Here is a 25265-nt window from a genome sequence, read left to right as displayed (position 1 = left end):
GAGACCAGCCAATAGCGTTCAGCGGCCCAGCGAGAGCTTGGCAAACCCGCCGCCGAGCGAAAACCGCCGGCGCGTCGAAGCCAGCTGCTGCGTCGGCATCGTCAGTTTCGCCGACGGCGCGGGCACGGCGATCGTCCGGAGCAGGGACGCTGCTTCGGACTCCGACTGGCGGGCCGACGACAGGATGCCGTGCGCATCGTCGTCCGACCGTCCCTCGGCGCGCAGCCGTTCGCAGAGCGCGCTCGCGATCACGTCGTCCGCCAAGTCAGGCCGGCCGATGAGGGAACCCAGGTTCGTCTGCATGTCGATATCTGCCACGGTGCTCATAGAGTGCCCGTCCATTGATAGAGCCAAGTCTCGCTTATAATGCGCTGCAGCATGGAAAGTTTCACGCGCAGTTCGACAGCTTCCGAATCCTGCCGTTCGACTTCCAGCGACAAACGCCAGCCGCCGTCGGGGAGCCGCGACATCCCCGAGTGAAGCAGCACTGCATTGGGGGAAATGTCGATCATCGGCTGGAGTTCCGCATCCTCCGGCAGGTTGGCGATCGTGCCGCCTTCGAAGTTGATGGCGAATCGGCGCAGCGACGGATTGATGTCGGTGGCGGCCGCATTGCCGCCGACCCCGACGAAGGTGCCCGAGACCGTGGCCAGGCTCGAAGGCGTCTGCGCGTCGAGCCCCCACGACATGCGGTAACGAAACTCCAGGGCGCTGCCGGCGGTCGGCCGGTCCTCCGGAATCCAGAAGGCGACGATGTTGTCGTTGGCCTCCGAATCGGTCGGAATCTCCGCCAGCGCGATGGTTCCAGTCCCCCAGTCGCCGAGCGTCTCGACGAGCAGGGACGGCCGCAACTCGTAGCGGGCCTCGGTATCCTCGTAGCTGGCGAAGGACCGATCCCGCTGCAGCAGGCCGAACGAGCGTGGACTGGTCTCACGGAAGAACGACAGCGCCAGCGTCTGCGGGTTCTTCAGCGGGCGCCAGAGCCGCTCCCCGTCGGCGCGCTCGATGCAGAGCCCGTCGCTGTCGTGAACCTCGGGCCGGAAATCGTCGCGCCCCGCCCGATCGTTCTCCCCGAAGGTGAACATCGAGGTCAGCGGCGCGATGCCGAGGCGCGCGACCTCGTTGCGGAAATACAGCCGGTTCGAGACCTCGACCTCGGTCTGCACGCCGGGTGTTATGACGAACAGGAAGGCGCCGGCGACGCTCGGGCTGTCGAGCTCGGCCATCAGGCGGATCGAGTGCTCACCCGGCCGCGGCGCGTCGATGTAGAAGGCGTTGAATCGGGGAAACTCTTCCTGATCCCCGGTCGCCGTGTTGATCGCGAGGCCCCGCGCCGACAGGCCGTAGCGCGTGCCAACGCCGAGAGCGCGGAAATAGCTCGCCCCGAGGAAGGTCACCATCTCGTCGTAGTAGTCCGGCCGCTGCAGCGGCGCGTGGATGCGGAAGCCGGCGACGCCGGCGAGGCCGATCCCCTGGAACGCCGCCGGATCGAGCGGCGGGCGGTACTCGAAATCCTCGGACGTGAAGGTATGCGGACGGTAGATGCCGTCCTGCCCGATGAAGACATGGGTGGTTTCCCGGAAGATCCATCCCGGATGAAACGCCTGGAGGTGGAAGTCGACCGGTTCGGTCCGCCACAACGCGTGGTCGGGACGATAGCGGATCGCCCGGTGCTGGTCGTAGTCGAGATTGGCGATGACGTCCGGCAACTCGTTCGCCGGCGCCTCGTAGGGGCGGGTTGCCCGCTCGCGCATCTGCTCCGACAGCATGTCGAATGTGAACGGCGTATCGGTCGTCCCGACGGCGGCGTCGGTCGGCGCGGGTGCGGCGGAATCCTGGGCGAATGCGACAGGCGGAAGCAGCGATGCAAACCCGGCGGCGAGCGCCGTCTTGAGTGCAGTGCGGCGGGACGCGTAATTCAGGTTCTTCACGGGGCGCTAGCGGCTCTGGTGAGATTTGCGTTGGCGCCCAGAATAGGCACGATTGCGACAATTGAATAGCTAAGGCGCGGCGGCTACCGAAATATTGCAGTGCATGATGAACGCCCTCGAAAGGGCCTTCATCAAGGCCTTCGCTACCGGTCGTCGGCGCTGCCGGAATGGCTGAACCGGTACTTGCTGGAATGGCGATAGTGCTCCCCCGGGCGCAGCAGCGCCTGCGGGAATTCCGGGCGGTTCGGCGCATCCGGCCAGACCTGCGGCTCGAGCGCCGCGGCGGCACGGGACCGGATCGGCCGGCCGGCGAGGTCGATGGCGCTGCCGTCCAGCTTGGAGCCGTCATAGACCTGCAGCCCGGGCTCGCTCGTCTGCAGCGTCATGGTCAGGCCGGTCTGCGGTCCGGTGAGGATGGCCGCGGGTCGCACGATCGGCGAGCGATCGCCCACCAGGCAGAAATTGTGGTCGAGAAGCTCGGGCGCGTCCCGCAGCTTGCGCGGCGCCCGGAAGTCGAAACCGCTGCCTTCCACCGGCAGAATGCGGCCGTCCGGCAGGGTGCCGGCATCGATCGGCAGGTACTCGTCGGCGAAGACCTGCAGCAGATGGTCGCCGACATCCTCGCTGCCGTCGAGATTGAAATAGAGGTGGGAGCTGAGATTGACGACGGTGGCGCGGTCGGTCTCCGCCTCGTAGATGACGGACAGTTCGGCCTCGGGAGAGACCGCGAAGGTAGCGCGGCAGGTGACGCGGCCAGGATAGCCGGCCTCGCCATCCTCGGAGACAGAAACAAGGGTCACGCGGTCGGGGTGGCTGGCCTCGACGGTCCACTCCTTGGTCGAGAAGCCGTCCGGGCCGCCATGAAGGTGATGCGGCGGGTCGTTGCAGGCCAGCTGGTAGTCGACACCGTCGACGCTGAGGTGGCCGGCGCCGATGCGGTTGGCGAAGCGGCCGACCGTCGCGCCGAAATAGTCGCGGTTGCCGTTCTCGTAATGTGCGAGGTCGCCGGCGCCGACGACGAGCGAGTGGTCGAACCCGGCCAGACGCAGCGACCGGATCGCCGCGCCGGCGGTGACGATCTCGGCGCTGAGCGTCCCGCTGTCGATGATGATCGTCTGAGCCAAGTGCCGTCCCCGTGCCGTCCGCCGGTCTCCCATCGCAGGCGCCATGTCGGGCGTCAATGCGTGGGAACGGCCGGCCCGCCGTTCAGCGAAGCCGGCGAAGCTTCTGCGTCAGGAGTTCGCCGGTGCGGGCCAGCGACCGGTCGAGGATGGCGAGATCATCGGCCGGGATCGAGGCGACCAGGTCGGTCTCGAGGCGTCGCCAGACATTTCTGATCGATGTCTGGGCCTGTTCGCCGAGCGGCGTCAGCTGCACCATGGTGCGGCGCGCGTCGCGGCTGTTGGCGATGCGGGCGACGAGCCCCTTTTCGATCAACCGATCGAGCATCTTGGAGACGGTGGAGGGCCGGACCGCAAGCTGTTCGGCCAGTGCCGAGACGCTGATCGGGGCGTTGGGATCGAGCCGGTCCAGCAACTGGTCCTGGCCCGGATGCAGGTCGATCTCGGCCAGCAAAAGGGCCAGAAAGGCCCGCGTCGACTTGGCGATCGACAGAAGCGACGGCACGATGACCGGCGCCCCCATCTCGAGGTGGCGCGGAGCAACGGGGCTTTGAAGAGGCGATTGCATATCCATGAGGGGCCTTAGAACCGATAGCCGGGCGACGAACATTATATTGGTATACGAGATGGCAACTATTCTTTCGCCGGGCGGGTTCCCGTACCGTCGCCTACAGGGGATGAAGCCGCTTTGTTGCAAGCAGCGGCTCTCTTGCCCGGCTCAACCCGAAGGACCGGAATGGCAGACGTCAGAGTGATTTGTGCGATCGGGCGGAGCGGGCAGCTCGGGCTCGACGGCGGCATGCCCTGGGAGGGACGGCCCGAGCGGGCCTTCACCGAGGACGTCGAGCGCTTCTTCGAGATCACCCGCGGTCATGTCCTGATCGCCGGTCCGCGCACCATCGCCTCGTTTCCCGATTTCGCCCACGAGCATCGCACCCTGGTCGAGATCCGCTCGTCGGACGAGCCGGAGGAAGTGCTGTCGCGCTTTGCCGACCGCGTCGTCTATGTCGGCGGCGGTCCGGCCGTGTGGGACGTCTATGCCCGCTTCGTGCGGCACTGGGACATCAACACGCTGCCCTATGACGGCGAGGCCGACACCTGGTTCGACCCGGCCTGGCTGCTCGCCGGGGGAACCCGCCGGCAATCACCCGGCTGAGCAGACTTAATTTCGGTCGATCGTCGAGCCGAGACTGCGGGGATCGACGCCGCATTCGGCCGCGATCGCCGCGCAGAGGCCGTGCGCCAGCGCGCCGATACGTGGGTCCCGCGGCTCTTTCGGCTGACCCGCCAGCGTCGCGGGCGCGATCAGCCGCAGGCTGTTGCTCAGGAACACCGACCCCCGCGCGAGATCGTCGAGCGCCAGGGGCCGCTCGCGGGCGGTCAGGCCGAAATCGGCGGCGTGGGCGAGCAGCCAGCGCCGGGTGATCCCGTCCAGGGCGCCATCGTCGAGCGGCGGCGTCGCCAGCTCCTCGGCGGTCAGCAGGAACAGATTGGCCAGCGCGGTGCAGGCGACCCGCCCGACGGTGTTGAGGAACAGCGCTTCGTCGGCTCCCGCCTGCTGGACTTCCCGCTGCGCGAGCAGGGCATCTAGATAGGCGAGCGACTTCAACTGCGCGGTCGGCGATGTCTCGTTGCGCCGGATCGGCGATAGCGCGAGGCGAAGCGGCGCAAACATCGCGCTGGATGCGAGCGGCGCCGAGGCGCCGAGCAGCGTCGGTTTGGGGACAGGGGGAAAGCCGAGGCCGCGCGGGCCGGATCCCCGCGTCAGGGTCAGGCGGATCGAGCCGTTCTGCTGCCGCGCGGCGAGCGCTGCCAGGGCGTCGGCAAGATCGGCGCGCAAGACCGGTATCTCCAGCCGCGATGCCGCGGCGACTAGGCGGTCGAGATGCTCGCCGGCGCGAAACACCGTCCCGCCCAGGACCAGCGACGTGTCGAAGACGCCGTCGGCCAGCAGCAGGCCGCGATCGTCGGCCGCGATGGCCTGCTCGGCGGCGACAAAACGGCCGTTAAGCCAGATCTCGGCCATGCCAGCGCTCCGCCAGATCGAGGAAGTTCGCGAAGATCCGCTCGCCGTCTTCGGTGAGCACGGATTCGGGGTGGAACTGGATGCCGTAGGTCGGATGCGCCCGGTGCGACAGCGCCATGATCTCGCCTTCGGCCGAGCGCGCGTCGACGGTGAGCGCTGCCCGCATCGCCGGGGTCTCCTCGACGATCAGCGAATGGTAGCGCCCGACCGTCGTCGGGCCGTCGAAGCCCGCAAACAGCCGGGTCCCGGCATGCTCGACCGTCGACGCCCGGCCGTGCATCGGCTTCAGTGCGCGGGTCACCGTGCCCTCGAAGGCTGCGCCGATGATCTGGTGGCCGAGGCAGACGCCGAGGATCGGCAGCCGGCCGGACAGGCGCCGCACCAGCTCCAGCGAGATCCCTGCCTCCTGCGGGCTGCAGGGCCCGGGCGAGATGATCACCGCCTCCGGGGAGAGCGCTTCCAGCGCCTCGACGGTCGTCGCGTCGTTGCGCAGGATCGTCAGCTCGCCGCCCAGACGCTCGACATAGCGGGCGACGTTGAAGACGAAGCTGTCGTAATTGTCGAGGACGAGGATCATCGCGGCCCGTCCTCGAACGAGGCGAAGACCTTCACCGCCTTGGTGAAGGTCTCCTCGTATTCCGCCGCCGGATCGGACAGGACGGTGATCCCGCCGCCGGCCGACAGCCGGGCGCGGCCGCCCCTGAAGCTGACGGTGCGGATGGCGATGTTGAGATCCATCGTGCCGTCGAAGCCGAGATAGCCGATCGAGCCGCAGTAGATCTCGCGGGCGGTGCGCTCGATCTCGGTGATGATGTCCATCGCCCGCAGCTTCGGTGCGCCGGTGATCGAGCCGCCCGGGAAGGTCGCGGCGACGAGGTCCGTGGCGGTCTGCCCCGGCCGGAGGCGCCCGGTGACGACCGAGACGAGATGATGCACGGCGGCATAGGATTCCAGGCCGCACAGCACCGGCACCTCGACCGAATCCGCTTCGCAGACGCGCGACAAATCGTTGCGCATGAGGTCGACGATCATGACGTTCTCGGCCCGGTCCTTCTCCGATGCCAGCAGCGCTTCGGCCAGCGCATGGTCTTCGGCCGGGTCCGGGGATCGCCGGGCGGTGCCCTTGATTGGCCGCGCCTCCACCGCGTCGCCCGTGAGCTTGAGGAAGCGCTCCGGCGACGACGAGGCGATGGCGAGGTCGGGATACTCAAGGAAGGCGGCAAAGGGCGCCGCGTTGGTCTGGCGAAGCCTTTGGTAAAGCGCGAAGGGGTCGAAGCCATCGGGCAGGGTGGCCTGGAACGTCTGGGCGATGTTGGCCTGGTAGATGTCGCCGGCCAGGATGTACTCCCGCACACGCTCGATCGCGTCGCGATAGGGACCGGCGAAGAAGTTCGAGCGCCAGTCGAGGCGGCCGGCAGGGGCAGAGGGCGGCTCGGTTTCCGGCGCCGAGAGTGCTTCACTGAACGCCGCGATGCGCTCGCGCGCCCGTGATTCGCGCCCGGCCCCTTCGGACGGATGACCGGTCGAGATCAGGAAGGCCCGGCCGGCGACGAGGTCGAAGGCCAGCACCGTATCGTGGAGCCCGAAGCGCATCGTCGGAAGAGCCGGGTCGAGATCCGGCGGCATCGCGAGACGCTCCAGATGGTGGGCGAAATCATAGGAAACGAAGCCTGCAGCGCCGCCCTGGAACGGGGGCAGGCCGGGGATGGTCGCGCAACGATAGCGCGCCAACACGCCGTCCAGTGCGGCGAGCGGCGGCCCTTCAAGACGCGTGCCGTCAAGGCATGCGCCGCCGGCATCCACGGTGAAGCACGCGAACGGTGATGCCGCGACGAAGGCATAGCGTCCCAGCGTCTCGTGGCGCATGGCGCTGTCGAGAAAGGCGAGGCCGCCCAGCCGCCTCAGCCTTGCGGCCGCCACCGCCGGATCCAGAGGTTCGATCTCTTCATGGAGCATGCCGCCAGATGGTCAGAAGGCGGGCGTCTGGTCAAACCCTGCGGGCTGATCGATCGTCGCCCACCAATCCGGCTCGATCACGCCCGCTTGATGCCTCTTGGTGAGCAGCGCGGGAACACCAGTTCTCCGCGGAACGCGTGAGGACAAAGCGATGTCGCGAATTACACCAATCCTGCTCGGACTGGTCGTCGGCCTGGCCGGCTGCAACACCGAGACCCCCTATCCCAACCGCTCCCCGATCGCCGGTGCACGGGTCTCGGCCAACCCGAACCCGCCGGGCACGCCGGAATTCTGCCGGCAATATGCCCGCCAGACCGCCGGCAATCAGTACGAGAACCTCGTCGACCGCGGCGAGGACGGGTTCGGTGTCCGCGCCCTGCAGCGGCAATCGGCCGTTGCGGACGGCGACCGGGCGTATCGGAACTGTCTGGCCGGTCGCACCGGTTGAGGCCGTATTGGCGTTCCGTCCGGGCGATCCCGACGGACGTCCGGGGAAGGATTCACCGACCCTTCACCCGGACCGCGGATGATGCGGCGTCTTGAAGCGGCTTGCGGATCCTGTGGAATGACCGGCAACGACGGGTTCGAAGCCATATTGGGCGGCATGGAGGCCGCCGGCAACGGCGATCGCACCGGTCACGCCCGCGTGAAGACCGGCCCCGGCTTCTGGTCGGTACTGGGCGCGATGCATGCCGAGCCGACTGTCGCCCAGGAGGGTGAAGCGGCGGCGGACGCCGCGGACGCCACGGAGAGCGACATCGCGCTCGCGCCGAGCATCGATCCCGTCGACATCGCGCGGGATCTGGCGATACGGCCAGGCCTTACCGCGGCGCAGCTGAAAACTCTCCGACGTCTCTTTGCCGGGGCCAACCACCCCGACCGCATGCCGACAGTCTTCCGGGAACAGGCCACGATCCGCATGCAGGTCGCCAACCGGCTGATCGACGAGGCCCTGCGGGCCGGGCCGCCACGGCGCCATCCCGCCGCGTGATCGCGGGGCGGTGTAGGAGCGGGCACGTCAGTCGCCTTGTCTGCGGTGATCCCGCTGGGTAAACATGCAAGAAGTTGTCAGTAATGGCCTGCAGCCGCGCGTCATGGGGCGCGGGCGAAGAGGAGACCACCGATGATCCTTGCGCGCTCTGCCATCGGATGGGTCCTCTCCCTGGCGCTGGTCGGTGTATCCGGCTTACCGGCGATGTCGCAGACGACGCCACCCGCATCGCCTCCGCCGATCTCTCAGGTCCAAACCCCTGCCCCGTCGCCCTCCGGATCCGCCGCGCCGGCGCCGTCAGACCCTGCCGCGACCGCCGAAGCCGGACCCAACTGGCGGGTCAATTGCGACGGTGAGGGCGAGGCGCGTCGCTGTACGGTCCTGCAGAATCTGGTTGCCGACCAGGGGCAGGGCCAGCAGCGGCTGTTGACGGTGATGATCCAGCCGGGCGCCGACGCCCAGCCGGCGCTGCTCCTGGCGCTGCCGCACGGCCTGTTCCTGCCGGCCGGAGTTCAGTTGCAGATCGACGAGGGGGAGGCCCAGAAGCTGGTCATCCAGACCGCCGATCAGAACGGCAGCTACGCCGGCACGGCCCTCGACACGGGCCTCATCGACCGGTTGAAACGCGGCAGCGCGCTCGCCGTCACCTTCCAGTCGGCGCAGCAGCAGCCGGTCACCGTTCCGGTGACGCTGGCCGGCTTCTCGGCCGCCTTCGAGGATTACACGGCCGGCCGGGCCACCGCGACGCCGTAGGCGGCGGCGCGACAGCGGGCTCTCGTATCAGCCAGGCGAGCCGGGGCTCGCGGGGAGCCGGCGCGCCAGATCGCCCCAGCCGGGCAACGAGGCGATCTGGGCAAAGACCAGCGGCAGCGCGCCGTTGTGGCGCAGTTCCGCGAACCCGTCGTCGGAGAGCTTGTCGACCGCCGCCGTGTCGATGACCATGAAATCCTTCAGCGCCACCTTCGAGCCGCTCGGCAGCGTCAGCGTCGCCTGGTTCTCGGTCAGGAGATCGTGCTTGCGCAGCAGCTCGACGATCTTGCGCGTCGCGGCGATCTCCCGCTCGAAGGCGGCGCAGAATTCGAGCGCATTGTCGGTCACCTTGGTCGGTTTGCCGTCCTCGAACAGTCTCTCGCCGCCGTCCTCGATGATGCGCCCGGCGGCGCGGTCGACGCAGAGCGTCAGCCGCCCCTGGTCCTCGCCGGTGGCGAAGACGAACGGATAGCGCCGGACATAGGACGGGATGTAGGTGCCGGGCTCCCAGGTGCCGGCCGCGTCGACGAAGAGGTTCTCGCCATTCGATAGGCCGAGCACCGCCAGCGGCAGGAACTCCCCGGCTGTGGCGAAGACGATCGGGTAGTGCCGCGCGGCGAAGGGCGCTTCCGCGGCGCTGATCGGCACGGACACGGCCCGGGAAGCGAAGCTGAATTCAGCCTCCGTCTTCAGGCCGAGCGAGCCATGCCGCTCCGGCTGCAAGGCTTCCGGCCGCTCGTAGAACAGCGGCATGACGGGCTGGGTCTGGCTCATTCACGCGTCTCCCGATTTTCGGCCTGCCCGCCCGGTGCGACATCCCTCGATGCCACTGCCGGCCGCCGCCGCTATGTGCAGGTTGGTGGAAATTTGTCGGCGCGGCAATCGCCGGTTCCGATGCGCCCCGCATATCCGCTATTCTGGCGCGGGGCACGGCGTAGAAGGGACAGCGGATGGCCCAGCTGACGACACTGGACATGGCGCGGGCATTCGCCGGCAGCGCCTTCGAGGCGCGCAACGGCAATGGCGTGGTGCCGCTCGTGCTCAACGCGGTGACGCCGCTCGGCCAGGGGCTGCGGCCCGACGGGATGAGCTTCAGCCTGAGCTTTTCCGGCCCGGCCGCGCCGGCCCTTGCGCAGGGTACGGTCGCGCTGGTTGCCGCCGGCGAGGAGGGCGAAGGCACGCCGGTGTTTCTGGTGCCCGTCGGGCGGCAGGGGGAGCGCATGCTCTACGAGGCCATCTTCAACTGACCGACGCGCGCCCGTCGGCGGCGCCGACCTTCGCGGCACCGCCTGCCGGCCGCAGCATCAGGTCGTAGAGAACTACCCGAATCGCTGGCGAGGGGGCCTGCACAGAAGTATATTTAGGAAAGGACCGTCGGTGCGACAAAACCCTGAAATGCCGGATGATCGAATGGCGATCAGCTCTTTGAGCTGAACACCGGGTAGCTGTTAGCCGAGCTCGAACGTCGTGACCCCGTAGACCTGCCCCAAGGGCATGTCAGGAGCTGCGCCGTGCCACATCCGTGCCGTCTCGAAGACCGGGTGGAGTCCCCTATCGATCGCGAGTTGCAAGGCGCCCGCGTTCGGCTCGGGAGTATCGAGGACGATCAGGGCGTCCGGCGCGCAGGTCGCGGCGAGTGCCCCAAAGAGACGGGCGGCGATCGCCGGCGACATCGCGAAAAGCGGGCCGACCTTGAAGCCGTCGCGGCAGGTCCGGATGACGCCGTAGCCGGAAACAGTGCCGTCCGGCTCGCGAAGGAGAAGCGCGCGATGGCCGTCCGCGGCGATCCAGCGCCTGACGAAATCGCGGCGCATCGCCCCGAAATGCGCCGCGTCGAAAGCCGCCAGCGCATCGAGATCGTCCGATACGGGCGCTCGCACGCCGGGGTCGGGCCTGGCTGCGCCGCCGGCGAGGCCGGCATGGCGGATGTTGCGGTGGGACAGCGTGAAGCCGGCGCGCCGATAATTGTCCTGCTGGTCGACGACGCCGTCGAGACCCACGGTGCGACCCGCCAGACGCGCCATGCCGGCCTGCCAGAGCGTCCACCCGATGCCGTGGCCGCGGCGATCGGGCCGGACGATGTAGAAGCCGAGAAAGCCGAACTGTCCGCCATAGGCGACGACCGAGATGCAGGCGACAGGCTCGCCCGCCTCGATCGCCACGAGGAAGCCGTCCGGATCGGTCTGCCGGAACAGGGCTGCGTCCGAGAGGCCCGGGTTCCAGCCCTCGCAAGCGGCCCATTCCACCGCGAGTGCCATGTCGGCGTCGGTCATCGGGCGGATGGCGATCTCGCTCACGGGACGAACGGGCCCGCCGCGCGCAGGAAGCCGCCCGGCTTCGGGCGGGCCGGGGCGTAGCCGCCAAGCTTCGACGTCCTGAGGCCGAGCGACACCGCCGCCTCGGCGAGCTTGATTGCCGCGGCGACGCCCTCGATCACCGGCAGACCGTGCCGCTCGGCGAGCTCTGCGGCGAAATCCGCCATGCCGGCGCAGCCGAGGACGATCGCCTCGGCGCCATCCTCGTCGATCGCGCGGGTGATCTCCTCGGAGATGCGCCGGCCCGCCGCCTCGGGATCGGCTTCCAGCGCCAGCACCGGCAACTCGCTGGCCCGCACGCCGCAGCACAGCGCGGCGAGCCCGTTGCGGGCGAGGTTGTCGGCGAGGATCGGCACCGAGCAGGACAGCGTCGTGATCACCGCGAAGCGCCGTGCGACGAGGCTCGCCATGTGCGCCGCCGCCTCGCCGATGCCGATGACCGGACCGGTCGCGAGCGAACGGGCGGCGTCGAGACCGGTGTCGTCGAAACAGGCGATAATGAAAGCGTCCGCCCCGTCGTCCTCGGCCGCGGCGATGGCGCGCAGCAGGCCGGGCACGGCCAGCGCCCCGTCGACATGGCCCTCGATCGAGGCCGGGCCGTCGTCGTTCTGGCAGGCGATGATCGTCGTGCTGGGCGCGGCGGCCCGGCGGGCGGCGAGCGCGATCGTCTCGGTCATCGCGCGGGTCGAATTGGGGTTGATGACGGCTATGCGCATGCGATGTCAGGCACCCGGGAGTCCGCGCGCGGCGCGGCGCCGCTGCATCAGGATGAAAAGCCCCAGCGTGCCGAAGATGACGAGGAAGGACACCGCTGTCACCGTGGTGCCGAGCGCGTAGATCTCGGGCGTCGTCACGGTGGTGGTCAGCGCGGCGAGTTCCAGCGGCAGCGTGTTGGTCGATCCCATGGTCTGGCTCGAGCGGGCGATCTCGTCCCAGGACAGGGTGAAGCCGAACAGCGAGATGCCGATCAGGAACGGCGCGATCATCGGCAGGATGACGAAGCGAAAGCTCTGCCAGGGCGTCGCGCCGAGATCGCGGGCGGCCTCCTCGTAGCTCTTGTCGAGCCGGTTGAAGACCGCGAACATGATCAAGAGGCCGAAGGGCAGCGTCCAGCTGAGATGCGCGCCGAGGCCGGAGGTGAACAGGCCGATCGAGTTGCGCGGCGGCGTCAGGCCGAGCGCCGTCGCCGCCTGGCCGAGGAGATCGTCGAGGATGCGGAACTCCAGCGCGATGCCGAGCGAGACGACGATCGAGGGAACGATCAGGCTGGCGATCGCCACGTAGAACAGCGCCGTCGCACCGCGGAAGCGCTTGCGGAAGGCGAGCCCCGCCGAGACCGAGATGACCACCGTCAGCACCATGACGACGAGGCCGAGGGCGAAGGAGCGGCGGAAGGCGCTGCCGATGTCGACGACGCCGCCGCCGCTCCACAGCCGCTCGAACCAGTGGAGCGAGACACCGTTCATCGGGAAGGTGAGCCCGCCGGACGGGCCCTGGAAGGACAGCGCGAGGATCGTCGCCACCGGGCCGTAGAGAAACACCACGAACAGCGCGAAGATCGTCGCCAGCACGTAGAAGCTGAGTGGCCTGCCTTCCTGGCGTCTGTTCATGGTCAGAGCTCCTTGCGGATGTCGACGAGGCGCAGCATGCCCCAGATCGTCACCAGGACGACCGCGAGCAGGACGATGGCATTGGCGGCGGCGATCGGGAACTGCAGGAAGTTGATCTGGGTCTGGATGATCTTGCCGACCGAGGCGATCTGCTGGCCGCCCATGATGCCGATGGTCAGATAGTCGCCGGTGACGATGGTGACGACGAAGATCGAGCCGATCAGGATGCCGGGCTTGGCCAGCGGCACGATGACGTTGGTCAGCGTCTGCCAGCCGCTCGCCCCGGCGTCGGTCGCCGCCTCGACCAGCGAGCGGTCGATCCGCATCATCGAGTTGAAGATCGGGACCACCATGAACAGCGTGTAGAGGTGGACGAGGGCGAGGGCGACGGCGAAGTCCGAATAGAGCAGCCATTCCTGCGGCTGGCTGGTCAGGCCGATGCCCTGCAGGGTCTCGTTGACGAGGCCGTTGCGCCCGAGCAGCGGGATCCAGGAGATCGTCCGAATGACGTTCGAGGTCCAGAACGGGATGGTGCAGACCAGGAAGAGCGCGATCTGCATGGGCAAAGTGCGCACGTGGAAGGCGAGGAAATAGGCGATGGTGAAGCCGAGCGTCAGCGTGATCGCCCAGACGATCGCGACGAATTTCAGCGTCGACAGATAGGTCGCGAAGGTGGTGCAGAGGCGCGGCAGGTCGGCGACGCAGCCATAGAAGACGTCGGTGTAGTTGGTGAAGACGAAGGCCGGCTCGATCGAATACTCGGTATATTCCCAGAACGAGACGACGAAGGTGGTCACCAGCGGCAGCACGAAGAACAGCAGGAAGACCAGCGCCAGCGGCGCCGCCTGCGCGTAGGGCAGCCAACGCGGCGACCAGCTGGTGCGGCCGCCGCGGCGACGGACGATGCCGCCCGTCCGGCTGGACGCCCCGGCACCGGCCGGAGCGTCCATGGTCGGGTTGATCGCCTCAGGCGGCAATGAACTCGTTCCACTTGCGGATCATGTAGATGTTCTCGTCCATGACGGCGTTCCAGCAGGCGACGGCGCCCATGCGTTCGTCATAGGAGCCGCCGTCGCGGACCGCGCCGGCCTTCTCGAGCAGCTTGCCGTCCGGCGCGAGGATGTCCTGCTCGGCCGCGGCGCCCTCGAACCAGTAGGCCCATTCGTAGGGCTCCATCGCCTCCTTGGTCGTCTCCAGGACGGCGGTATAGTAGCCCTGCTTGGCCAGATGCGCGCCGGCCCAGCCGGACAGGAACCAGTTGATGAACTCGTAGGCCGCGTCCTTCTCGCGGTCGGCGATCGCCACCGGCAGGCCGAAGCCCGACGCCCAGGCGCGGTAGCCTTCCTTCAGCGGCTGGTACTTGCACTCGATGCCCTGGGTGCGCACGGCGGTGACCGCCGGCGACCACATCGACTGGATGACCACCTCGCCGGACGCCATCAGGTTCACCGACTCGTTGAAGTCGGTCCAGAAGGCACGGAACTGGCCGGCGCGCTTGGCCTCGATCAGCGCGGCGATCGTCTTGTCGATCTCCTCGCGGGTCATGTTGCCCTTGTCGCCATAGGTGATGTCGCCGCGCGCCTCGAGCGCCATCGCCGCATCCATGATGCCGATCGACGGGATGTTGAGCATCGCCGCCTTGCCCTTGAAGTCCGGGTCGAGCAGCGAGGCCCAGCTGTCGATCGGCTTGTCGATCAGGTCCGGCCGGATGCCCAGCGTGTCGGCGTTGTAGGTGGTCGGGATGAGCGTGATCCAGCCGGTCTCCTCGGTGGCGAAGGAGGTGGCCTTCTCGTCGGGCAGGTAGAAGACTTCGGCTGGCGCCGTGCCGTCGAGGCCGATCGCCTTGCCGGCGACCTTGCCCTCGCGGATGACGCTGGCGATCTTGCCCGCATTGGTGATCTTCGAGGCGTCGAGCCCCATGATGTTGCCCGAGGGCATGAGCTTGGGCAGGGCGAAATATTCGGTGTCGACGAGGTCGAACGAGTTCGGCTGGGTGATCACGCGCTTGGCGACGTCGTCGGTCGTCACCGCGATGTACTCGATGTTGATGCCGAGATCCTCGCTGGCCTTGGCGGCAATGCCGGGCGACTGGTTCACCGCCGTCGAGAGATAGCGCAGCGTGACCTTCTCCTGCGCGATCGCCGGAAAGCCGGTGACCTTGGTCACGACGCCGGCGCCCAGAAGCGCGGCCGATCCCTTGAGTACCGAGCGGCGATCGAAGCCGCGGCCGAGAGTTTGCTTGATCATCCGATGATCTCCCTGTTGCTGATGCTGTGGTTCAGGCGGCGAGTTCGTGACGGTCGGCCGCGTCCCAGCCGACCAGGACCTCGTCGCCGCGCACGACCGGGGTCCGGTCGAACTCCCGTTCGGGCAGGGTGGCGACGAGCTCGAGCCCGTCCGGGCGGGCGAGCGAGACGTGCACCGTCATGCCCTGGTACTCGACGCCGGTGACCGTCGCCGGCGAACGCCGGTCGGCGGCATCCGTCCCGGCGCCGCGATAGAGCCGCAGATGGTCGGCGCGGATCGCATAGGTCCGGCCCTCGTCGGGCACGACATTGTGGCCGCCCATGAACTGGGCGACGAAGCGGGTGCGCGGGGCGTTGAAGATCTCGCGCGGACTGCCGACCTGCTCGATCCGCCCGTCATTCATCACCACCACCATGTCGGCGAGCGCCATCGCCTCTTCCTGGCTGTGGGTGACGTGGACGAAGGAGATGCCGAACTCGCGCTGGTAGCGTTTCAGCTCGGCGCGCATGCGGATGCGCAGGAACGGGTCGAGTGCCGAGAGCGGCTCGTCGAGCAGCAGCACCGACGGGTTGGTCACCAGCGCCCGGGCCAGTGCCACGCGCTGCTGCTGGCCGCCGGAGAGCTGGGTCGGCAGGCGCGCGGCGTACGATCCCATGTCGACGAGGGCGAGCAACTCGTCCGCCTTGCGGCGGCGTTCCTCCTTGGCGACACCCGCCATCTTCAGCGAGAAGGCGACGTTGTCGCGCACGTCGAGATGCGGAAACAGCGCGTAGCTCTGGAACATCATCGCCGTGCCGCGCTTGGCCGGCGGCAGGTCATTGACGATGGTGTTGCCGATCATCACGTCGCCGTCGGAGACGAATTCGTGCCCGGCGATCATTCGCAGCGTCGAGGTCTTGCCGCAGCCGGAGGGCCCGAGCAGGCAGCAATAGGTCCCGCCCGGAATCCTCAGCGACACCCGGTCGACGGCAATCGTTTCGCCATAGGCCTTTGTCACGGCAGCCAGTTCCAGGTCTGTGGCGTTGGTCGGCAAGGTCGATCATATCCCGCGCGAGAGGAGCGTTCCCTCAGCGGTGCAAAAGCCGTGCCATCATGCGGCGCCGTGGCTGCACCGGCCTCGGCGTCTGCCGACCGCCACGTTGCTGCGAGAGGGTGCAGAGTGATGAAATGACAGGCAACCGGGTCGGTCGCAGGCGTCAGGGCGCCTCGATCGCGGGCACGGCGCGACCGACATCCTCCGGCGCCACCGCCACGGTCTTCAGGATTGCGTGGCAGGTCTCGCCCGGCTGCAGGTCCATCGCGCTCGCCGAGCGCTGGGTTATCCGCGCGAGCAACGTCTCGTCGCCCAGCCGCAGGGCAACCATGGCGCCGGGCCCCTGTCCGGGCCGCACATGGTCGACGTGGCCCTTCAGGATGTTGAGCGCGGACAGTCCCTCGGGCCGGGCGCGGGACAGGATGACGTCCTGCGCCGCGATCCTGACGCGCAGGCGCGTGCCGATGGAACCTGCGACGCGCGGCAGGAACAGCGCGCCGCCCGCCGTCGCCAGCTCGCTCAACCCGACGTCGTGATGGGCGACGACGCGACCGGTCAGGAGCGAGGCAGCGTCGCGTATCCCGAGCACCTGCTGCGGGTCGCCGAGCACGTCCTGAGCCGTCCCGACGGCGGTCACCCGGCCGTGGCCGAGGGCGACGACCGTGGTCGCCAGCCGGGCGACTTCCGATGCCGAGTGGCTGACATAGAGGATCGGGATCGCGACCTCGTCGCGCAGCCGCTCGAAATACGGCAGGATCTCCGCCTTGCGCTGGTCGTCGAGCGAGGCCAGCGGCTCGTCGGCGAGGATCAGCCGGGGCGCCGACAAAAGCGCCCGGCCGATCGCGACCCGCTGCTTCTCGCCACCCGACAGCATCGCGGGACGGCGATCCAGGAGATGGCCGATGCCGAGCATGTCGATTACCCGGGCGGGATCCTCGCGGGGCGCCGCCTTCGGCGCGAAGCGGCGGCCATAGGCCAGGTTCTGTCGCACCGACAGATGCGGAAACAACCGCCCCTCCTGGAAGATGTAGCCGATGCGGCGGCGATGCGGCGCCAGCCAGTGCCTGGCGGCGGTGTCGAACAACAGCCAGTCGTCCGCGCTGACCCGGCCGGCATCCGGTCGCAGAAGGCCCGCGACGGCGTTGACCAGCGTCGTCTTGCCCGAGCCCGAGCGGCCGTACAGCACGGTGACGCCTTTCGGCGCCTCGAAGGCGACGTCGAGCGAGAAGGCCCCGAACCGGTGCCGGATGGCGACCGAGAGCGTCATGTCCCGGCCACGCGACGGGCGACGCGCTGCGCCAGGAACTCCGAGACGAGAAGCGCGCCCATGGCGACGACGATCGAGACGATCACCAGCCGGCCTGCCGCCGCTTCGCCGCCCGGCACCTGCAGGAGGGCGTAGATCGCCGAGGGGATCGTCTGGGTCTGGCCGGGGATGTTCGAGACGAAGGTGATCGTCGCCCCGAACTCGCCGATCGCCTTGGCGAAGGCGAGGATCGCGCCGGCGATGACGCCGGGCAGGATCAGCGGCAGCGTGACCGTCGCGAAGACCCACGGCCGCGAGGCGCCCAGCGTCGAGGCGGCCTGCTCGAGCTTGGGGTCCACGGCCTCGATGGCGAGCCGGATGGCCCGCACCATCAGCGGAAACGCCATGATGGCGGCCGCCAGCGCCGCGCCGGTCCAGCGGAAGGCGAAGACGATGCCGAACCAGCTCTCGAGAAACCCGCCCACCGCGCCGCGCCGCCCGAAGCTGAGCAGCAGCAGGTAACCGGTGACGACCGGCGGCAGGATCAGCGGCAGATGCACGATGCCGTTCAGCACCTGCTTGCCGGGAAACGACCAGCGCGCCAGCGCGTAGGCGACGAAGACGCCGAGCGGCAGGCTGGCGAATGTCGCCCAGAGAGCGACGTGCAGCGACAGGCCGACGGCCTGCCATTCCTCGGGGCCCAGCCAGCCAGAGACGGCTTCCCAACTCACTCGATCACCGTGAAACCCTCGGCCTCCCAGATTGCCCTCGCCGCGTCGCTACCGAGATAGTCGAGGAATGCCGCGGCGACGGGGCTCTGGCTCTCCGCCGTGATGGCCGCAGGATAGACGATCGGGGCGTGGCTTTCCGTCGGAAACGTACCGATGACGCTGACATCGTCCTCTGCGGCGGCGTCGGTGGCGTAGACGATGCCGAGCGGCGCCTCGTTGCGCGCCACCAGTGCTAGGGCGGCGCGGACGTTGTCGGTCTGCGCGACGCGTGCTTCGACATCGTCCCACAGCCCGAGGCTGGTGAGCGCCGCCTTGCCGTAGATGCCGGCGGGCACCGCGTCGACCAGCGCCATCGCCAGCCGTCCGTCGCCCAGCATCCCCCCTAGATCGAGACTGTCATCGACGGTCACCGGCGCGGCATCCCCGCCGTGCGTGATCAGCACCAGCGTATTGCCGAGAAGGTCGCGCCGCGTCCCCTCGCGCAGGTCCCCGGCCACCGCATCCATCCAGTCGACGCTGGCGGAGACGAAGATGTCGGCCGGCGCCCCCTGCTGGATCTGCCGGGCCAGCGCCGACGAGCCGGCATAGGAGATCACCGCCGTGTTCCCTGTCTCGGCGCTCCAGCCAGCGGCGATCCGGTCGAGCGCATTGGTGAGGCTGGCCGCCGCGAAGACGACCACTTCGTCCGCCGCCGCCTGCATCGGCGCCAAGGCAATTCCGACCGCAAGGAAAGCGGCGACGATGCTCCCCTGAAAACGTGCCCTGCGCATGCGAAACTCCTGAGATGTCTGGTGAAACATATCGCTCCGCCGCGGCGTCGGTGGCAATCGTTATTTTCCGTCGGGAATATCGCTCAGCATCGCCTGCAGCGCCGACAGCTCGGTGGTCCCCGCCGTCGCTGCCTTTGCCGCGACGGCGCGATACAGCCTGAGCACCGACTCTCCAGTATCGGTCAGCGATGCGCCGCCGCCGCCCGTGCCGCCGCGCGTGCTGGTGACCAAGGGCTCCCGGAACATCGCGTTCAGCGTCTCCACCAGCATCCAGGCGCGCTTATAGCTCATGCCCATCTCGCGACCGGCGGCGGCGATCGAACCGGTCGCGCGGATGCGCTCCAGGAGCTCGGCCTTGCCCGGCCCCATCATCTCGCCGGGTCCGAAGACGATGCGCAGCCGCAGGCGCGGCTCATCCGGAGGCTGGTTCATGCGGTCACTTGGAAGCGATTTGCGTTGCCCCCGCAAGCCTGCGTGAAAGCGCGGCCGAGGCTCGATCGTCACGTGCTCAGGAACCCGTCAGCCCCAGGCACATTGGCTCTACGACTGGAGAGAAAGCATGCCCGAAGCCCGCACCCGCGCCCTCAGCGACGTTCTCGATCGCCTCGAAGCCGCAGCCCACGACGGCAGCATCACCGTACAGGAGGTGGTGGACGAGCTGGGAAACCGGTCCTTCGCGGCACTGATGCTGGTCTTCTCGCTGATCTCGACCTCGCCGGCGAGCGCCATTCCCGGCATCACCACGGTCGTTGCGGCGATCGTGTTCATCCTGGTCGTGCAGATGATCGTCGGGCGCAAGAGCGTTTGGCTTCCGAGCTTCGTCACCAAGCGGGAAATGTCCACCGAAAAGCTCTGCAAGGGCATCGGCTGGCTGCGCAAGCCGGTGCGCTTTGTCGAGCGGTTCCTGAAGAAGCGCATGACGTTCCTGCTGCACCGGCCCTGGCTCTGGCTGCCGCTGATCCTGATCCTCGGGCTGACGCTGTTCATGCCGCTGATGGAGGTGATCCCGACCTCGGGTTCGATCGCCTCGGCGGTGATCGCGCTGTTCGCCGCCAGCCTGCTCACCCGTGACGGGCTGCTCGCCGGTGCGTCGATGCTGCTGATGCTGGCGGTGCCGGTGACGGTCTGGCTGAACTGGACATAGACGGCCCTATGGCGCCGGGGTGATGCGCCTGCTGCGTAAAGCCGCCCGTCTCACCGGCATGGCCGGCGGCCGGCGCTCCCCTAGGGCGCCTCGGCAAGGCGCCGCTTGCGCCGCTTTCGCGCTTCGTCCTGCATGTCGACGGCGGTGTCCGTCTCGTCGACGATCTCCTCGCCCAAGAGGGTCTCGATCACGTCTTCCATGGTGACCACGCCGGCCGTGCCGCCGTAACGGTCGACGACGAGGACGATCTGCTCGCGGTCGCGAATGAAGTCGTTGAACAGCTGGAAGAGATTGTAGTCTTCCGGCACGGCGACGATCTTGCGCATGAAGTCGCTCAGCGGGCGCTCCTGTGCGTCGTCGATCAGGTGCTCCAGCACGTCGTCCTTGAGGACGTAGCCGACGATCGTTTCCGAGTTGGCCGAATCCCGGAGCGGGATGCGCGAGAAGGTCAGCTCTTCCTGGTGATCGTAGAATTCCCGTGCGGTCATGGTCTGCAGGGCCGAGACCATGACCGTGCGCGGCGTCATCACGTCCCGCGCCGCGATGTTCCGAAATTGCAGGATGTTCTCGATGAACTGCGTCTCGTTCTCGTTGAGGCGGCCCTCCTGGGAGCCGATCTGCGCCAGCGCCAGGAAGTCGGTCCGGCTGAAGATGTGCGCGTCCTCCTTGGAGGTGAAGATCTTCGTGATCAGCTGGCAGAGCCAGATGATCGGCGCGAGGACCTTCAGCACGATGTCGAGCGAGCGGACGGTAAACGGGGCGAGCGCCCGCCACTGCGTGGCGCCGATGGTCTTGGGGATGATCTCCGACAGGATCAGGATGGCCGCAGTCATGGCCACCGGCACCACGACGCCGGTGATCATCGGGTTGCTCTCGGCCCAGATCCGCGTCGCCTGCGCGCCGACGCCAATGGCGCCGACCGTGTGGGCGATCGTGTTGAGGGTCAGGATGCCCGCCAGCGGGCGGTCGATATTGCCCTTGAAGTCCTTGAGGATCAGGCCCGTCTTGCTGCCCTCGTTCAGCTTGATCTGCATGTAGGAGGGCGAGATGCTGAGCAGCACGGCTTCCCACAGCGAACAGATGAAGGAAAGCACGATCGAGAGTGCCGCAAAGACGAACAGAAGAATGAACATCGGGTCCTGGGTTTGTTGACTGGGCACGCCGCCGCCATGGGAGCGGGACCGCGGTAATCTGCCATCTCTGCAACGGCACACTACCCATACACGTTCGAACCAGTTCCGGTTCCTTGCCATTCGGCACAGGGCGCGTCGATGACGGCAGCGGCGACGGACCGGCCAGATCAAAGCCGCCGTCGCTTCGCGAAGGAGACCCTCCGCGAAAGAAACGACGAAGGCCCGCCGCGATACGTCGCGACGGGCCTTGATCGATGGTCAGACGAACGGCTCTTCGACGAGCCGATCAGATGGCAGGCTTACTGCCACCAGGCTTCGTCGACACCTTCCAGCTCTTCGAGCTGCTCTTCGGAATAGCGCGTGATCAGGCTGTAGGACTGGTCGTCCACCGGCACGAGATCGACGTCACCGACGCGCAGCAGCACGTGCTTGTCACCGATGTCGAGGAAACCGCCTACTTCGACGACCACGCCGACGAGCTGTCCGGACCGGTCGAGGACGACATCCTCGATCTCGCCGATCTGTTCCCAGCCAGCGTCGACTGCGTCATAGCCCGAACGGCCCCAGACATAGTCGTTGCTCTCGCCCCACGTGCCCGCTTCATAGGCCTCGTTGGTCGTGTAGACGGGCCCGCCGGTGATGTCGCGGGTGCGGATGAGCTGCGCCCAGTCGGTCTCGGCCACACCCGCCGTCGTGGCGGGGGCCGGCGTGCCTTCGACCGGGGTCGCGACCTGTGCGAGGGCCGGGCTGGCTGCCAGGAAGAGGGCGGCGGCGGTCGCTGTGATGTATCGCATATCGTCTCCTTTTCGGTTCACTAGACCAACGGGAGACATCCGGTCCTGTTCCGAAAATGTCGAAAAAACAGCCGAATCGGGCCCTTTTGGGGGCTAAGAGGCATCGCCTTGGAGCCCTAGCGCTTCCAAGGCGCCCGGCTGATCTCGATCGCGGCGCGGATGGCGGCGCCGAGCGCTTCGTCGGAGATGGTCTCGGGAAGCTTCGTCGGCTCGAGGTCCCTGATCTCCTCGAAGCCGCCGCGACCGGCGTATTTCAGAGGTTCGACGGCGATAATTCCATCCCTCAGCCCCAGGCTGACATTGCCAGCGCCTTTATAGAGTGCGGAATTCGTCTTGACGCCGGCAGCAGCCCTCAGTCGCTCCCGGAGCTTGTCACCATTTTCTAGGTTCCAGTAGGCGTCGACCCGATCCCAATCGGGATGGTCGGGAGCAATATACCGACTGGCAAGCAGCGCTTCGCGGGAAGCTGCGCCCAGCGCGGCATCGTCGAGGTCCGCCGGGTGAATGCGATCGTAGCCATCGGGATCGAGCAATGCGGCACGGTAAACCGCCCAGGAGTGGATCCAAGCAAACCTTCTAAATGCGAGGATGGTAGATTCCTTGCGCACAGGAGGCGGTGGCGCCATTTTGCCGGAAACACTTGTCATTCGATGATCCACACGTTGAACTCAACCCCAAGGCTCTCGGCATAAGCCCGCGCGCGGTTGATCTCACCGATCGGCTTCCGCCAATCCGTGGCTCAGCGCTTCCAAGGCGCCCGGCTGATCTCGATCGCGGCGCGGATGGCGGCACCGAGCGCTTCGTCGGAGATGGCCTCGGGAAGCTTGGTCGGCTCGAGCCCCCGGATACCGTCGAAGCCGCCACGACCGGCGTACTTCATGGGATCGACTGCGATGGTTCCCCCGCGCAGGTCCAGATGGACATTGCCAGCGCCCTTGTAGAGCGCGGAGTTTGTCTTGACGTCGGCCGCCGCACGCAACTGCTCCTCCAACTTGTCCCCCTTTTCCAGGTTCCAGTAAGCACCCACCCGGTCCCAGTCCGGATGGTCGGGTGCGATATAGCGGCTTGCAAGCAGGGCCTCTCGCGCAGCCGCACCAAGGGCAGTGTCGTCGAGGTCTGCCGGATGGATTTGATCGTAGCCATTAGGGTCCAGCGATCCTGCGCCGTAGACCGCCCAGGAATGGATCCGATAGAACTTACGATACGCGGTGACTTCCGCCTCTTTTCGTACTGGCGGTGGTGGCGGAAGCTTGCGCGGAACGCTCGTCATTCAATGATCCTCACGTCGAATTCAACCCCGACGCTTTCAGCATAGGCCCGTGCGCGGTTGATCTCACCGATCGGCTTCCGCCACTCGTGTCTCAGCGCTTCCATGGCGCCCGGCTGATCTCGATCGCGGCGCGGATGGCAGCACCGAGCGCTTCGTCGGAGATGGTCTCGGGAAGCTTGGTCGGCTCAAGGTCTCTGATCCCCTCGAAGCCGCCGCGACCGGCGTATTTCAGAGGTTCGACGGCTATAATTCCATCCCTCAGCTCCAGGCCGACATTGCCGGCGCCCTTGTAGAGCGCGGAATTCGTCTTGACGCTGGCAGCCGCTCTCAGTCGCTCACGGAGCTTGTCGCCTTCGTCATGGTTCCAAAATGTGTGAACCCGCTCCCAGTCGGCATGATCGGGAGCAATATACCGACTGGCAAGCAGCGCTTCGCGGGAAGCTGCGCCCAGCGCGGCATCGTCGAGGTCCGCCGGGTGAATGCGATCGTAGCCATCGGGATCGAGCAATGCGGCACGGTAAACCGCCCAGGAGTGGATCCAAGCAAACCTTCTAAATGCGAGGATGGTAGCTTCCTTGCGCACAGGAGGCGGTGGCGGCATTTTGCCGGAGACACTTGTCATTCGATGATCCTAACATTGAATTCGACCCCAAGGCTCTCCGCATAGGCTCGCGCCCGGTTGATCTCCGCGATCTGTTCTGATGTCGAATTTGCTGAGATCGCAAGTTCGATACGCCTTCGATCGATCATGTCTAAAGTAATATGGTATTCTCCGACATCGTATTTCCGAAACCATCGCACCTGATTGATATAATGCTTCAGTGAGTAAAAGACATTCTTTGGACTCCGCCTGTAACCCAGCGCATCCGTATCAAGCGTCTTCGCGCTTGTGGCCAAACCAGTATTCTCGTCATAAAAATCGAACGTCTTGAAGTTTCGTGCCCGATCCTCGATCCGTTCGCCGAGCTCGCCGGTTGTGGCGAGATAGCGCTCCCAGGGCTCGCCCTGCGCCCGGATGCCCTTGCCCCAGACGATGCCGGGATTGGCGACGCGTTGCCAGTCGGCGTCGGGCGACAGCGCGCGGGCCCGGCGCGCGAGAGCCGCCAGCTCGGCTGCCGATGCGTCGTCCCCCAACACACGGCCCCGCAGCAGCCGCGCGACCAGGCTGCGCGCGGCCACAACGCCCGAAGGCACCGTGGCCAGTCCGTACAGCGCCGCCAGCGTGCGCAGGCGGGCGCGCTCCTGGTAGGCCGCCTCGACATCGGCGCGGGTCGCCAGACCCTGCCGATGCGCGGCGGCCAGCGCTGCGGGGCGGGCCTCGACCGCCTCCACGGCCTCCGCCAGGGCGCGCGCCAGGTCCGGCGCGTCGGCAAGCGAGGCGGCCAATCCGTCGACCCAGTCCCGGGCCGCCCCGAGAAGCGCATCGCGGCGCGCCGTTTCGGCCGCGGTGAGGCCGAGGAGCTGCTCCTTGACGACGAGATAGGCAAGCTGCGCGGCCTCGCTGCCGGTCTCCGCGACGGTCCGGATCGCCGCCAGCAGCGCCCACAGGTCGTCGGCCGACGGGATGAAATCGGAGACGAAATCGACGACGGCGTCGAGCCCGCCCGCCAGCACCGCCAGCGTGATCGCGCGGTCGTAGTCGCGATCGATCGTCGGGCGCCATTCCGGCGCGTCGTCGACGAACGGCTCGGCGATGCAGCGGCAATTGAACGCTTCGCCGGGATGGCCGTCCTCGGGCGGCTCGTCCCAATCGAACACCTGGTCGTCGTGCCTTGCGTGCAGCGGACGGACCCGACGATCGTCGCGGCTGCGCCAGATATACTGGCCGATGCCGAGCGCCTGCTGCCGTTCGGCATTGATGCGCCCGACGAAGCGGTGGACGAGCGCGTCATCGAAGAGGCGCCGCGCCGCTGCCCGGTCAGGATCCGCCGGCGACGCGGGGCGCGCCAGCGCGTCGCCACGATCCCACGCCGCGAGGGCGTCCCGCCGGGCCGCCGTCACCTTCGGAATGTCGCGCCGGCTGAGGCGTAGCGCGCCGAGCCGGTCGAGCAGCATCGCCTCGTTCGCCAGGGCCGCTTCCGCCAGGCGCGCCGCGAAACGTCCGCGCCGCGCGGCCCGGTCCGCCACGTCGTCGGCGACCCGCCGGGTCTCGAGCCACGATTCCCTGACCAGCGCGAATTCGAGGCGGGTGAGGGCG

The 25265-nt window shown here is 67.6% G+C and carries 30 protein-coding genes; 6 read left to right on the top strand and 24 right to left on the bottom strand.

The window, feature by feature from the left end; genetic code table 11:
* Window positions 1–18: 18 nt before the first annotated feature.
* The 4 genes from GTW51_RS16370 to GTW51_RS16355 all read right to left on the bottom strand — a co-directional run bounded on the left by GTW51_RS16370 (window position 19) and on the right by GTW51_RS16355 (window position 3626).
* Window positions 19–318, bottom strand: coding sequence for a hypothetical protein (locus GTW51_RS16370; RefSeq protein WP_163045105.1), 300 nt, complete (start codon window positions 316–318; stop codon window positions 19–21).
* A 5-nt stretch (window positions 319–323) separates the two neighbouring features.
* Complete coding sequence (locus GTW51_RS16365; protein WP_163045104.1) at window positions 324–1931, bottom strand: glucan biosynthesis protein; 1608 nt, start codon at window positions 1929–1931, stop codon at window positions 324–326.
* A gap of 143 nt (window positions 1932–2074) precedes the next feature.
* Window positions 2075–3055 (bottom strand): aldose epimerase family protein, encoded by a 981-nt coding sequence (locus tag GTW51_RS16360; protein WP_163045103.1) that lies wholly within the window; start codon window positions 3053–3055, stop codon window positions 2075–2077.
* An 82-nt stretch (window positions 3056–3137) separates the two neighbouring features.
* On the bottom strand, window positions 3138–3626 hold the full coding sequence (locus GTW51_RS16355) for a MarR family winged helix-turn-helix transcriptional regulator (RefSeq protein ID WP_246233216.1): 489 nt from the start codon (window positions 3624–3626) through the stop codon (window positions 3138–3140).
* A 162-nt stretch (window positions 3627–3788) separates the two neighbouring features.
* On the opposite strand from GTW51_RS16355, the gene GTW51_RS16350 reads away from it, so the two are divergent.
* Window positions 3789–4208: a dihydrofolate reductase family protein gene (locus GTW51_RS16350; RefSeq protein ID WP_163045102.1), complete on the top strand. Its 420-nt coding sequence runs from the start codon at window positions 3789–3791 to the stop codon at window positions 4206–4208.
* A 6-nt stretch (window positions 4209–4214) separates the two neighbouring features.
* On the opposite strand, the gene GTW51_RS16345 is transcribed toward GTW51_RS16350, so the two are convergent.
* From GTW51_RS16345 to pabB, 3 genes are read right to left on the bottom strand one after another with little or no spacing between them, the layout of a single operon-like run.
* Window positions 4215–5078 (bottom strand): aminotransferase class IV, encoded by an 864-nt coding sequence (locus GTW51_RS16345; RefSeq protein ID WP_163045101.1) that lies wholly within the window; start codon window positions 5076–5078, stop codon window positions 4215–4217.
* Complete coding sequence (locus GTW51_RS16340; RefSeq protein ID WP_163045100.1) at window positions 5059–5655, bottom strand: anthranilate synthase component II; 597 nt, start codon at window positions 5653–5655, stop codon at window positions 5059–5061. The genes GTW51_RS16345 and GTW51_RS16340 overlap by 20 nt, the downstream gene beginning before the upstream one ends.
* Window positions 5652–7034, bottom strand: coding sequence for an aminodeoxychorismate synthase component I (pabB, locus tag GTW51_RS16335; RefSeq protein ID WP_163045099.1), 1383 nt, complete (start codon window positions 7032–7034; stop codon window positions 5652–5654). The genes GTW51_RS16340 and pabB overlap by 4 nt, the downstream gene beginning before the upstream one ends.
* 151 nt (window positions 7035–7185) lie before the next feature.
* Between pabB and GTW51_RS16330 the strand changes: the two genes are divergently transcribed.
* From GTW51_RS16330 to GTW51_RS16320, 3 genes are all read left to right on the top strand, one after another.
* Window positions 7186–7482 (top strand): hypothetical protein, encoded by a 297-nt coding sequence (locus tag GTW51_RS16330; RefSeq protein WP_163045098.1) that lies wholly within the window; start codon window positions 7186–7188, stop codon window positions 7480–7482.
* A gap of 117 nt (window positions 7483–7599) precedes the next feature.
* Window positions 7600–8025, top strand: a complete 426-nt coding sequence (locus tag GTW51_RS16325) for a hypothetical protein (protein WP_163045047.1) — start codon at window positions 7600–7602, stop codon at window positions 8023–8025.
* Between the two features lie 132 nt (window positions 8026–8157).
* On the top strand, window positions 8158–8778 hold the full coding sequence (locus GTW51_RS16320; protein WP_163045097.1) for an invasion associated locus B family protein: 621 nt from the start codon (window positions 8158–8160) through the stop codon (window positions 8776–8778).
* A gap of 27 nt (window positions 8779–8805) precedes the next feature.
* Here GTW51_RS16320 and GTW51_RS16315 read toward each other — a convergent pair whose 3' ends face one another.
* The gene (locus GTW51_RS16315; protein WP_163045096.1) at window positions 8806–9549 is read right to left on the bottom strand and encodes a SapC family protein; all 744 of its coding nucleotides are present in this window, start codon (window positions 9547–9549) and stop codon (window positions 8806–8808) included.
* A 176-nt stretch (window positions 9550–9725) separates the two neighbouring features.
* Between GTW51_RS16315 and GTW51_RS16310 the strand changes: the two genes are divergently transcribed.
* Window positions 9726–10022: a DUF6916 family protein gene (locus tag GTW51_RS16310; protein WP_163045095.1), complete on the top strand. Its 297-nt coding sequence runs from the start codon at window positions 9726–9728 to the stop codon at window positions 10020–10022.
* A gap of 201 nt (window positions 10023–10223) precedes the next feature.
* Here GTW51_RS16310 and GTW51_RS16305 read toward each other — a convergent pair whose 3' ends face one another.
* The 10 genes from GTW51_RS16305 to GTW51_RS16260 form a co-directional block, all read right to left on the bottom strand.
* Window positions 10224–11072, bottom strand: a complete 849-nt coding sequence (locus tag GTW51_RS16305; protein WP_343034038.1) for a GNAT family N-acetyltransferase — start codon at window positions 11070–11072, stop codon at window positions 10224–10226.
* A complete protein-coding gene (locus GTW51_RS16300; RefSeq protein ID WP_163045094.1) occupies window positions 11069–11806 on the bottom strand; it encodes an aspartate/glutamate racemase family protein in 738 nt (245 codons plus the stop codon). The genes GTW51_RS16305 and GTW51_RS16300 overlap by 4 nt, the downstream gene beginning before the upstream one ends.
* Window positions 11807–11812: 6 nt before the next feature.
* A complete protein-coding gene (locus GTW51_RS16295; RefSeq protein WP_163045093.1) occupies window positions 11813–12700 on the bottom strand; it encodes an ABC transporter permease in 888 nt (295 codons plus the stop codon).
* Between the two features lie 2 nt (window positions 12701–12702).
* Window positions 12703–13650 (bottom strand): ABC transporter permease, encoded by a 948-nt coding sequence (locus tag GTW51_RS16290; protein ID WP_203566129.1) that lies wholly within the window; start codon window positions 13648–13650, stop codon window positions 12703–12705.
* 16 nt (window positions 13651–13666) lie between these two features.
* A complete protein-coding gene (locus GTW51_RS16285) occupies window positions 13667–14947 on the bottom strand; it encodes an ABC transporter substrate-binding protein (protein WP_163045092.1) in 1281 nt (426 codons plus the stop codon).
* Between the two features lie 31 nt (window positions 14948–14978).
* Complete coding sequence (locus tag GTW51_RS16280; RefSeq protein ID WP_163045091.1) at window positions 14979–15980, bottom strand: ABC transporter ATP-binding protein; 1002 nt, start codon at window positions 15978–15980, stop codon at window positions 14979–14981.
* A gap of 163 nt (window positions 15981–16143) precedes the next feature.
* Window positions 16144–17247, bottom strand: coding sequence for a molybdenum ABC transporter ATP-binding protein (gene modC / locus GTW51_RS16275; protein WP_163045090.1), 1104 nt, complete (start codon window positions 17245–17247; stop codon window positions 16144–16146).
* Complete coding sequence (modB, locus tag GTW51_RS16270) at window positions 17244–17957, bottom strand: molybdate ABC transporter permease subunit (protein ID WP_163045089.1); 714 nt, start codon at window positions 17955–17957, stop codon at window positions 17244–17246. Before modB ends, modC begins: the two co-directional genes overlap by 4 nt.
* Entirely contained in the window at window positions 17954–18727 is a 774-nt protein-coding gene (gene modA / locus GTW51_RS16265) for a molybdate ABC transporter substrate-binding protein (protein WP_163045088.1), read from the bottom strand. Before modA ends, modB begins: the two co-directional genes overlap by 4 nt.
* A gap of 60 nt (window positions 18728–18787) precedes the next feature.
* Entirely contained in the window at window positions 18788–19159 is a 372-nt protein-coding gene (locus GTW51_RS16260) for a winged helix-turn-helix domain-containing protein (RefSeq protein ID WP_163045087.1), read from the bottom strand.
* Window positions 19160–19286: 127 nt separating this feature from the next.
* Between GTW51_RS16260 and GTW51_RS16255 the strand changes: the two genes are divergently transcribed.
* Complete coding sequence (locus GTW51_RS16255; RefSeq protein WP_163045086.1) at window positions 19287–19871, top strand: exopolysaccharide biosynthesis protein; 585 nt, start codon at window positions 19287–19289, stop codon at window positions 19869–19871.
* Window positions 19872–19951: 80 nt separating this feature from the next.
* On the opposite strand, the gene GTW51_RS16250 is transcribed toward GTW51_RS16255, so the two are convergent.
* The 6 genes from GTW51_RS16250 to GTW51_RS16225 form a co-directional block, all read right to left on the bottom strand.
* On the bottom strand, window positions 19952–21004 hold the full coding sequence (locus tag GTW51_RS16250) for a CNNM domain-containing protein (protein ID WP_163045085.1): 1053 nt from the start codon (window positions 21002–21004) through the stop codon (window positions 19952–19954).
* A 299-nt stretch (window positions 21005–21303) separates the two neighbouring features.
* Window positions 21304–21798 carry a PRC-barrel domain-containing protein gene (locus GTW51_RS16245; protein ID WP_163045084.1) on the bottom strand — a complete coding sequence of 165 codons (495 nt, stop codon included), beginning with the start codon at window positions 21796–21798 and terminating at the stop codon, window positions 21304–21306.
* Between the two features lie 116 nt (window positions 21799–21914).
* Window positions 21915–22445 (bottom strand): contact-dependent growth inhibition system immunity protein, encoded by a 531-nt coding sequence (locus tag GTW51_RS16240; protein WP_163045083.1) that lies wholly within the window; start codon window positions 22443–22445, stop codon window positions 21915–21917.
* A 92-nt stretch (window positions 22446–22537) separates the two neighbouring features.
* Window positions 22538–23068, bottom strand: a complete 531-nt coding sequence (locus GTW51_RS16235; protein WP_163045082.1) for a contact-dependent growth inhibition system immunity protein — start codon at window positions 23066–23068, stop codon at window positions 22538–22540.
* 91 nt (window positions 23069–23159) lie between these two features.
* Window positions 23160–23690 (bottom strand): contact-dependent growth inhibition system immunity protein, encoded by a 531-nt coding sequence (locus GTW51_RS16230; RefSeq protein WP_163045081.1) that lies wholly within the window; start codon window positions 23688–23690, stop codon window positions 23160–23162.
* Entirely contained in the window at window positions 23687–25123 is a 1437-nt protein-coding gene (locus tag GTW51_RS16225) for an endonuclease toxin domain-containing protein (protein ID WP_163045080.1), read from the bottom strand. Before GTW51_RS16225 ends, GTW51_RS16230 begins: the two co-directional genes overlap by 4 nt.
* Window positions 25124–25265 lie beyond the last annotated feature (142 nt).

The organism is Aurantimonas aggregata (genome assembly GCF_010500835.1).
Taxonomy (GTDB): Bacteria; Pseudomonadota; Alphaproteobacteria; order Rhizobiales; family Rhizobiaceae; genus Aurantimonas; species Aurantimonas aggregata.
This window is presented reverse-complemented; position numbering and strand designations above follow the sequence as displayed.

Coding starts and splice junctions, on each gene's coding strand:
- GTW51_RS16355 (WP_246233216.1), bottom strand. CDS start 3,626: ATGGATATGCAATCGCCTCTTCAAAGCCCCGTTGCTCCGCGCCACCTC.
- GTW51_RS16350 (WP_163045102.1), top strand. CDS start 3,789: ATGGCAGACGTCAGAGTGATTTGTGCGATCGGGCGGAGCGGGCAGCTC.
- GTW51_RS16345 (WP_163045101.1), bottom strand. CDS start 5,078: ATGGCCGAGATCTGGCTTAACGGCCGTTTTGTCGCCGCCGAGCAGGCC.
- GTW51_RS16340 (WP_163045100.1), bottom strand. CDS start 5,655: ATGATCCTCGTCCTCGACAATTACGACAGCTTCGTCTTCAACGTCGCC.
- pabB (WP_163045099.1), bottom strand. CDS start 7,034: ATGCTCCATGAAGAGATCGAACCTCTGGATCCGGCGGTGGCGGCCGCA.
- GTW51_RS16330 (WP_163045098.1), top strand. CDS start 7,186: ATGTCGCGAATTACACCAATCCTGCTCGGACTGGTCGTCGGCCTGGCC.
- GTW51_RS16325 (WP_163045047.1), top strand. CDS start 7,600: ATGACCGGCAACGACGGGTTCGAAGCCATATTGGGCGGCATGGAGGCC.
- GTW51_RS16320 (WP_163045097.1), top strand. CDS start 8,158: ATGATCCTTGCGCGCTCTGCCATCGGATGGGTCCTCTCCCTGGCGCTG.
- GTW51_RS16315 (WP_163045096.1), bottom strand. CDS start 9,549: ATGAGCCAGACCCAGCCCGTCATGCCGCTGTTCTACGAGCGGCCGGAA.
- GTW51_RS16310 (WP_163045095.1), top strand. CDS start 9,726: ATGGCCCAGCTGACGACACTGGACATGGCGCGGGCATTCGCCGGCAGC.
- GTW51_RS16300 (WP_163045094.1), bottom strand. CDS start 11,806: ATGCGCATAGCCGTCATCAACCCCAATTCGACCCGCGCGATGACCGAG.
- GTW51_RS16295 (WP_163045093.1), bottom strand. CDS start 12,700: ATGAACAGACGCCAGGAAGGCAGGCCACTCAGCTTCTACGTGCTGGCG.
- GTW51_RS16290 (WP_203566129.1), bottom strand. CDS start 13,650: ATGGACGCTCCGGCCGGTGCCGGGGCGTCCAGCCGGACGGGCGGCATC.
- GTW51_RS16285 (WP_163045092.1), bottom strand. CDS start 14,947: ATGATCAAGCAAACTCTCGGCCGCGGCTTCGATCGCCGCTCGGTACTC.
- modC (WP_163045090.1), bottom strand. CDS start 17,247: ATGACGCTCTCGGTCGCCATCCGGCACCGGTTCGGGGCCTTCTCGCTC.
- modA (WP_163045088.1), bottom strand. CDS start 18,727: ATGCGCAGGGCACGTTTTCAGGGGAGCATCGTCGCCGCTTTCCTTGCG.
- GTW51_RS16260 (WP_163045087.1), bottom strand. CDS start 19,159: ATGAACCAGCCTCCGGATGAGCCGCGCCTGCGGCTGCGCATCGTCTTC.
- GTW51_RS16255 (WP_163045086.1), top strand. CDS start 19,287: ATGCCCGAAGCCCGCACCCGCGCCCTCAGCGACGTTCTCGATCGCCTC.
- GTW51_RS16250 (WP_163045085.1), bottom strand. CDS start 21,004: ATGTTCATTCTTCTGTTCGTCTTTGCGGCACTCTCGATCGTGCTTTCC.
- GTW51_RS16245 (WP_163045084.1), bottom strand. CDS start 21,798: ATGCGATACATCACAGCGACCGCCGCCGCCCTCTTCCTGGCAGCCAGC.
- GTW51_RS16240 (WP_163045083.1), bottom strand. CDS start 22,445: ATGACAAGTGTTTCCGGCAAAATGGCGCCACCGCCTCCTGTGCGCAAG.
- GTW51_RS16235 (WP_163045082.1), bottom strand. CDS start 23,068: ATGACGAGCGTTCCGCGCAAGCTTCCGCCACCACCGCCAGTACGAAAA.
- GTW51_RS16230 (WP_163045081.1), bottom strand. CDS start 23,690: ATGACAAGTGTCTCCGGCAAAATGCCGCCACCGCCTCCTGTGCGCAAG.
- GTW51_RS16225 (WP_163045080.1), bottom strand. CDS start 25,123: ATGCTGCTCGACCGGCTCGGCGCGCTACGCCTCAGCCGGCGCGACATT.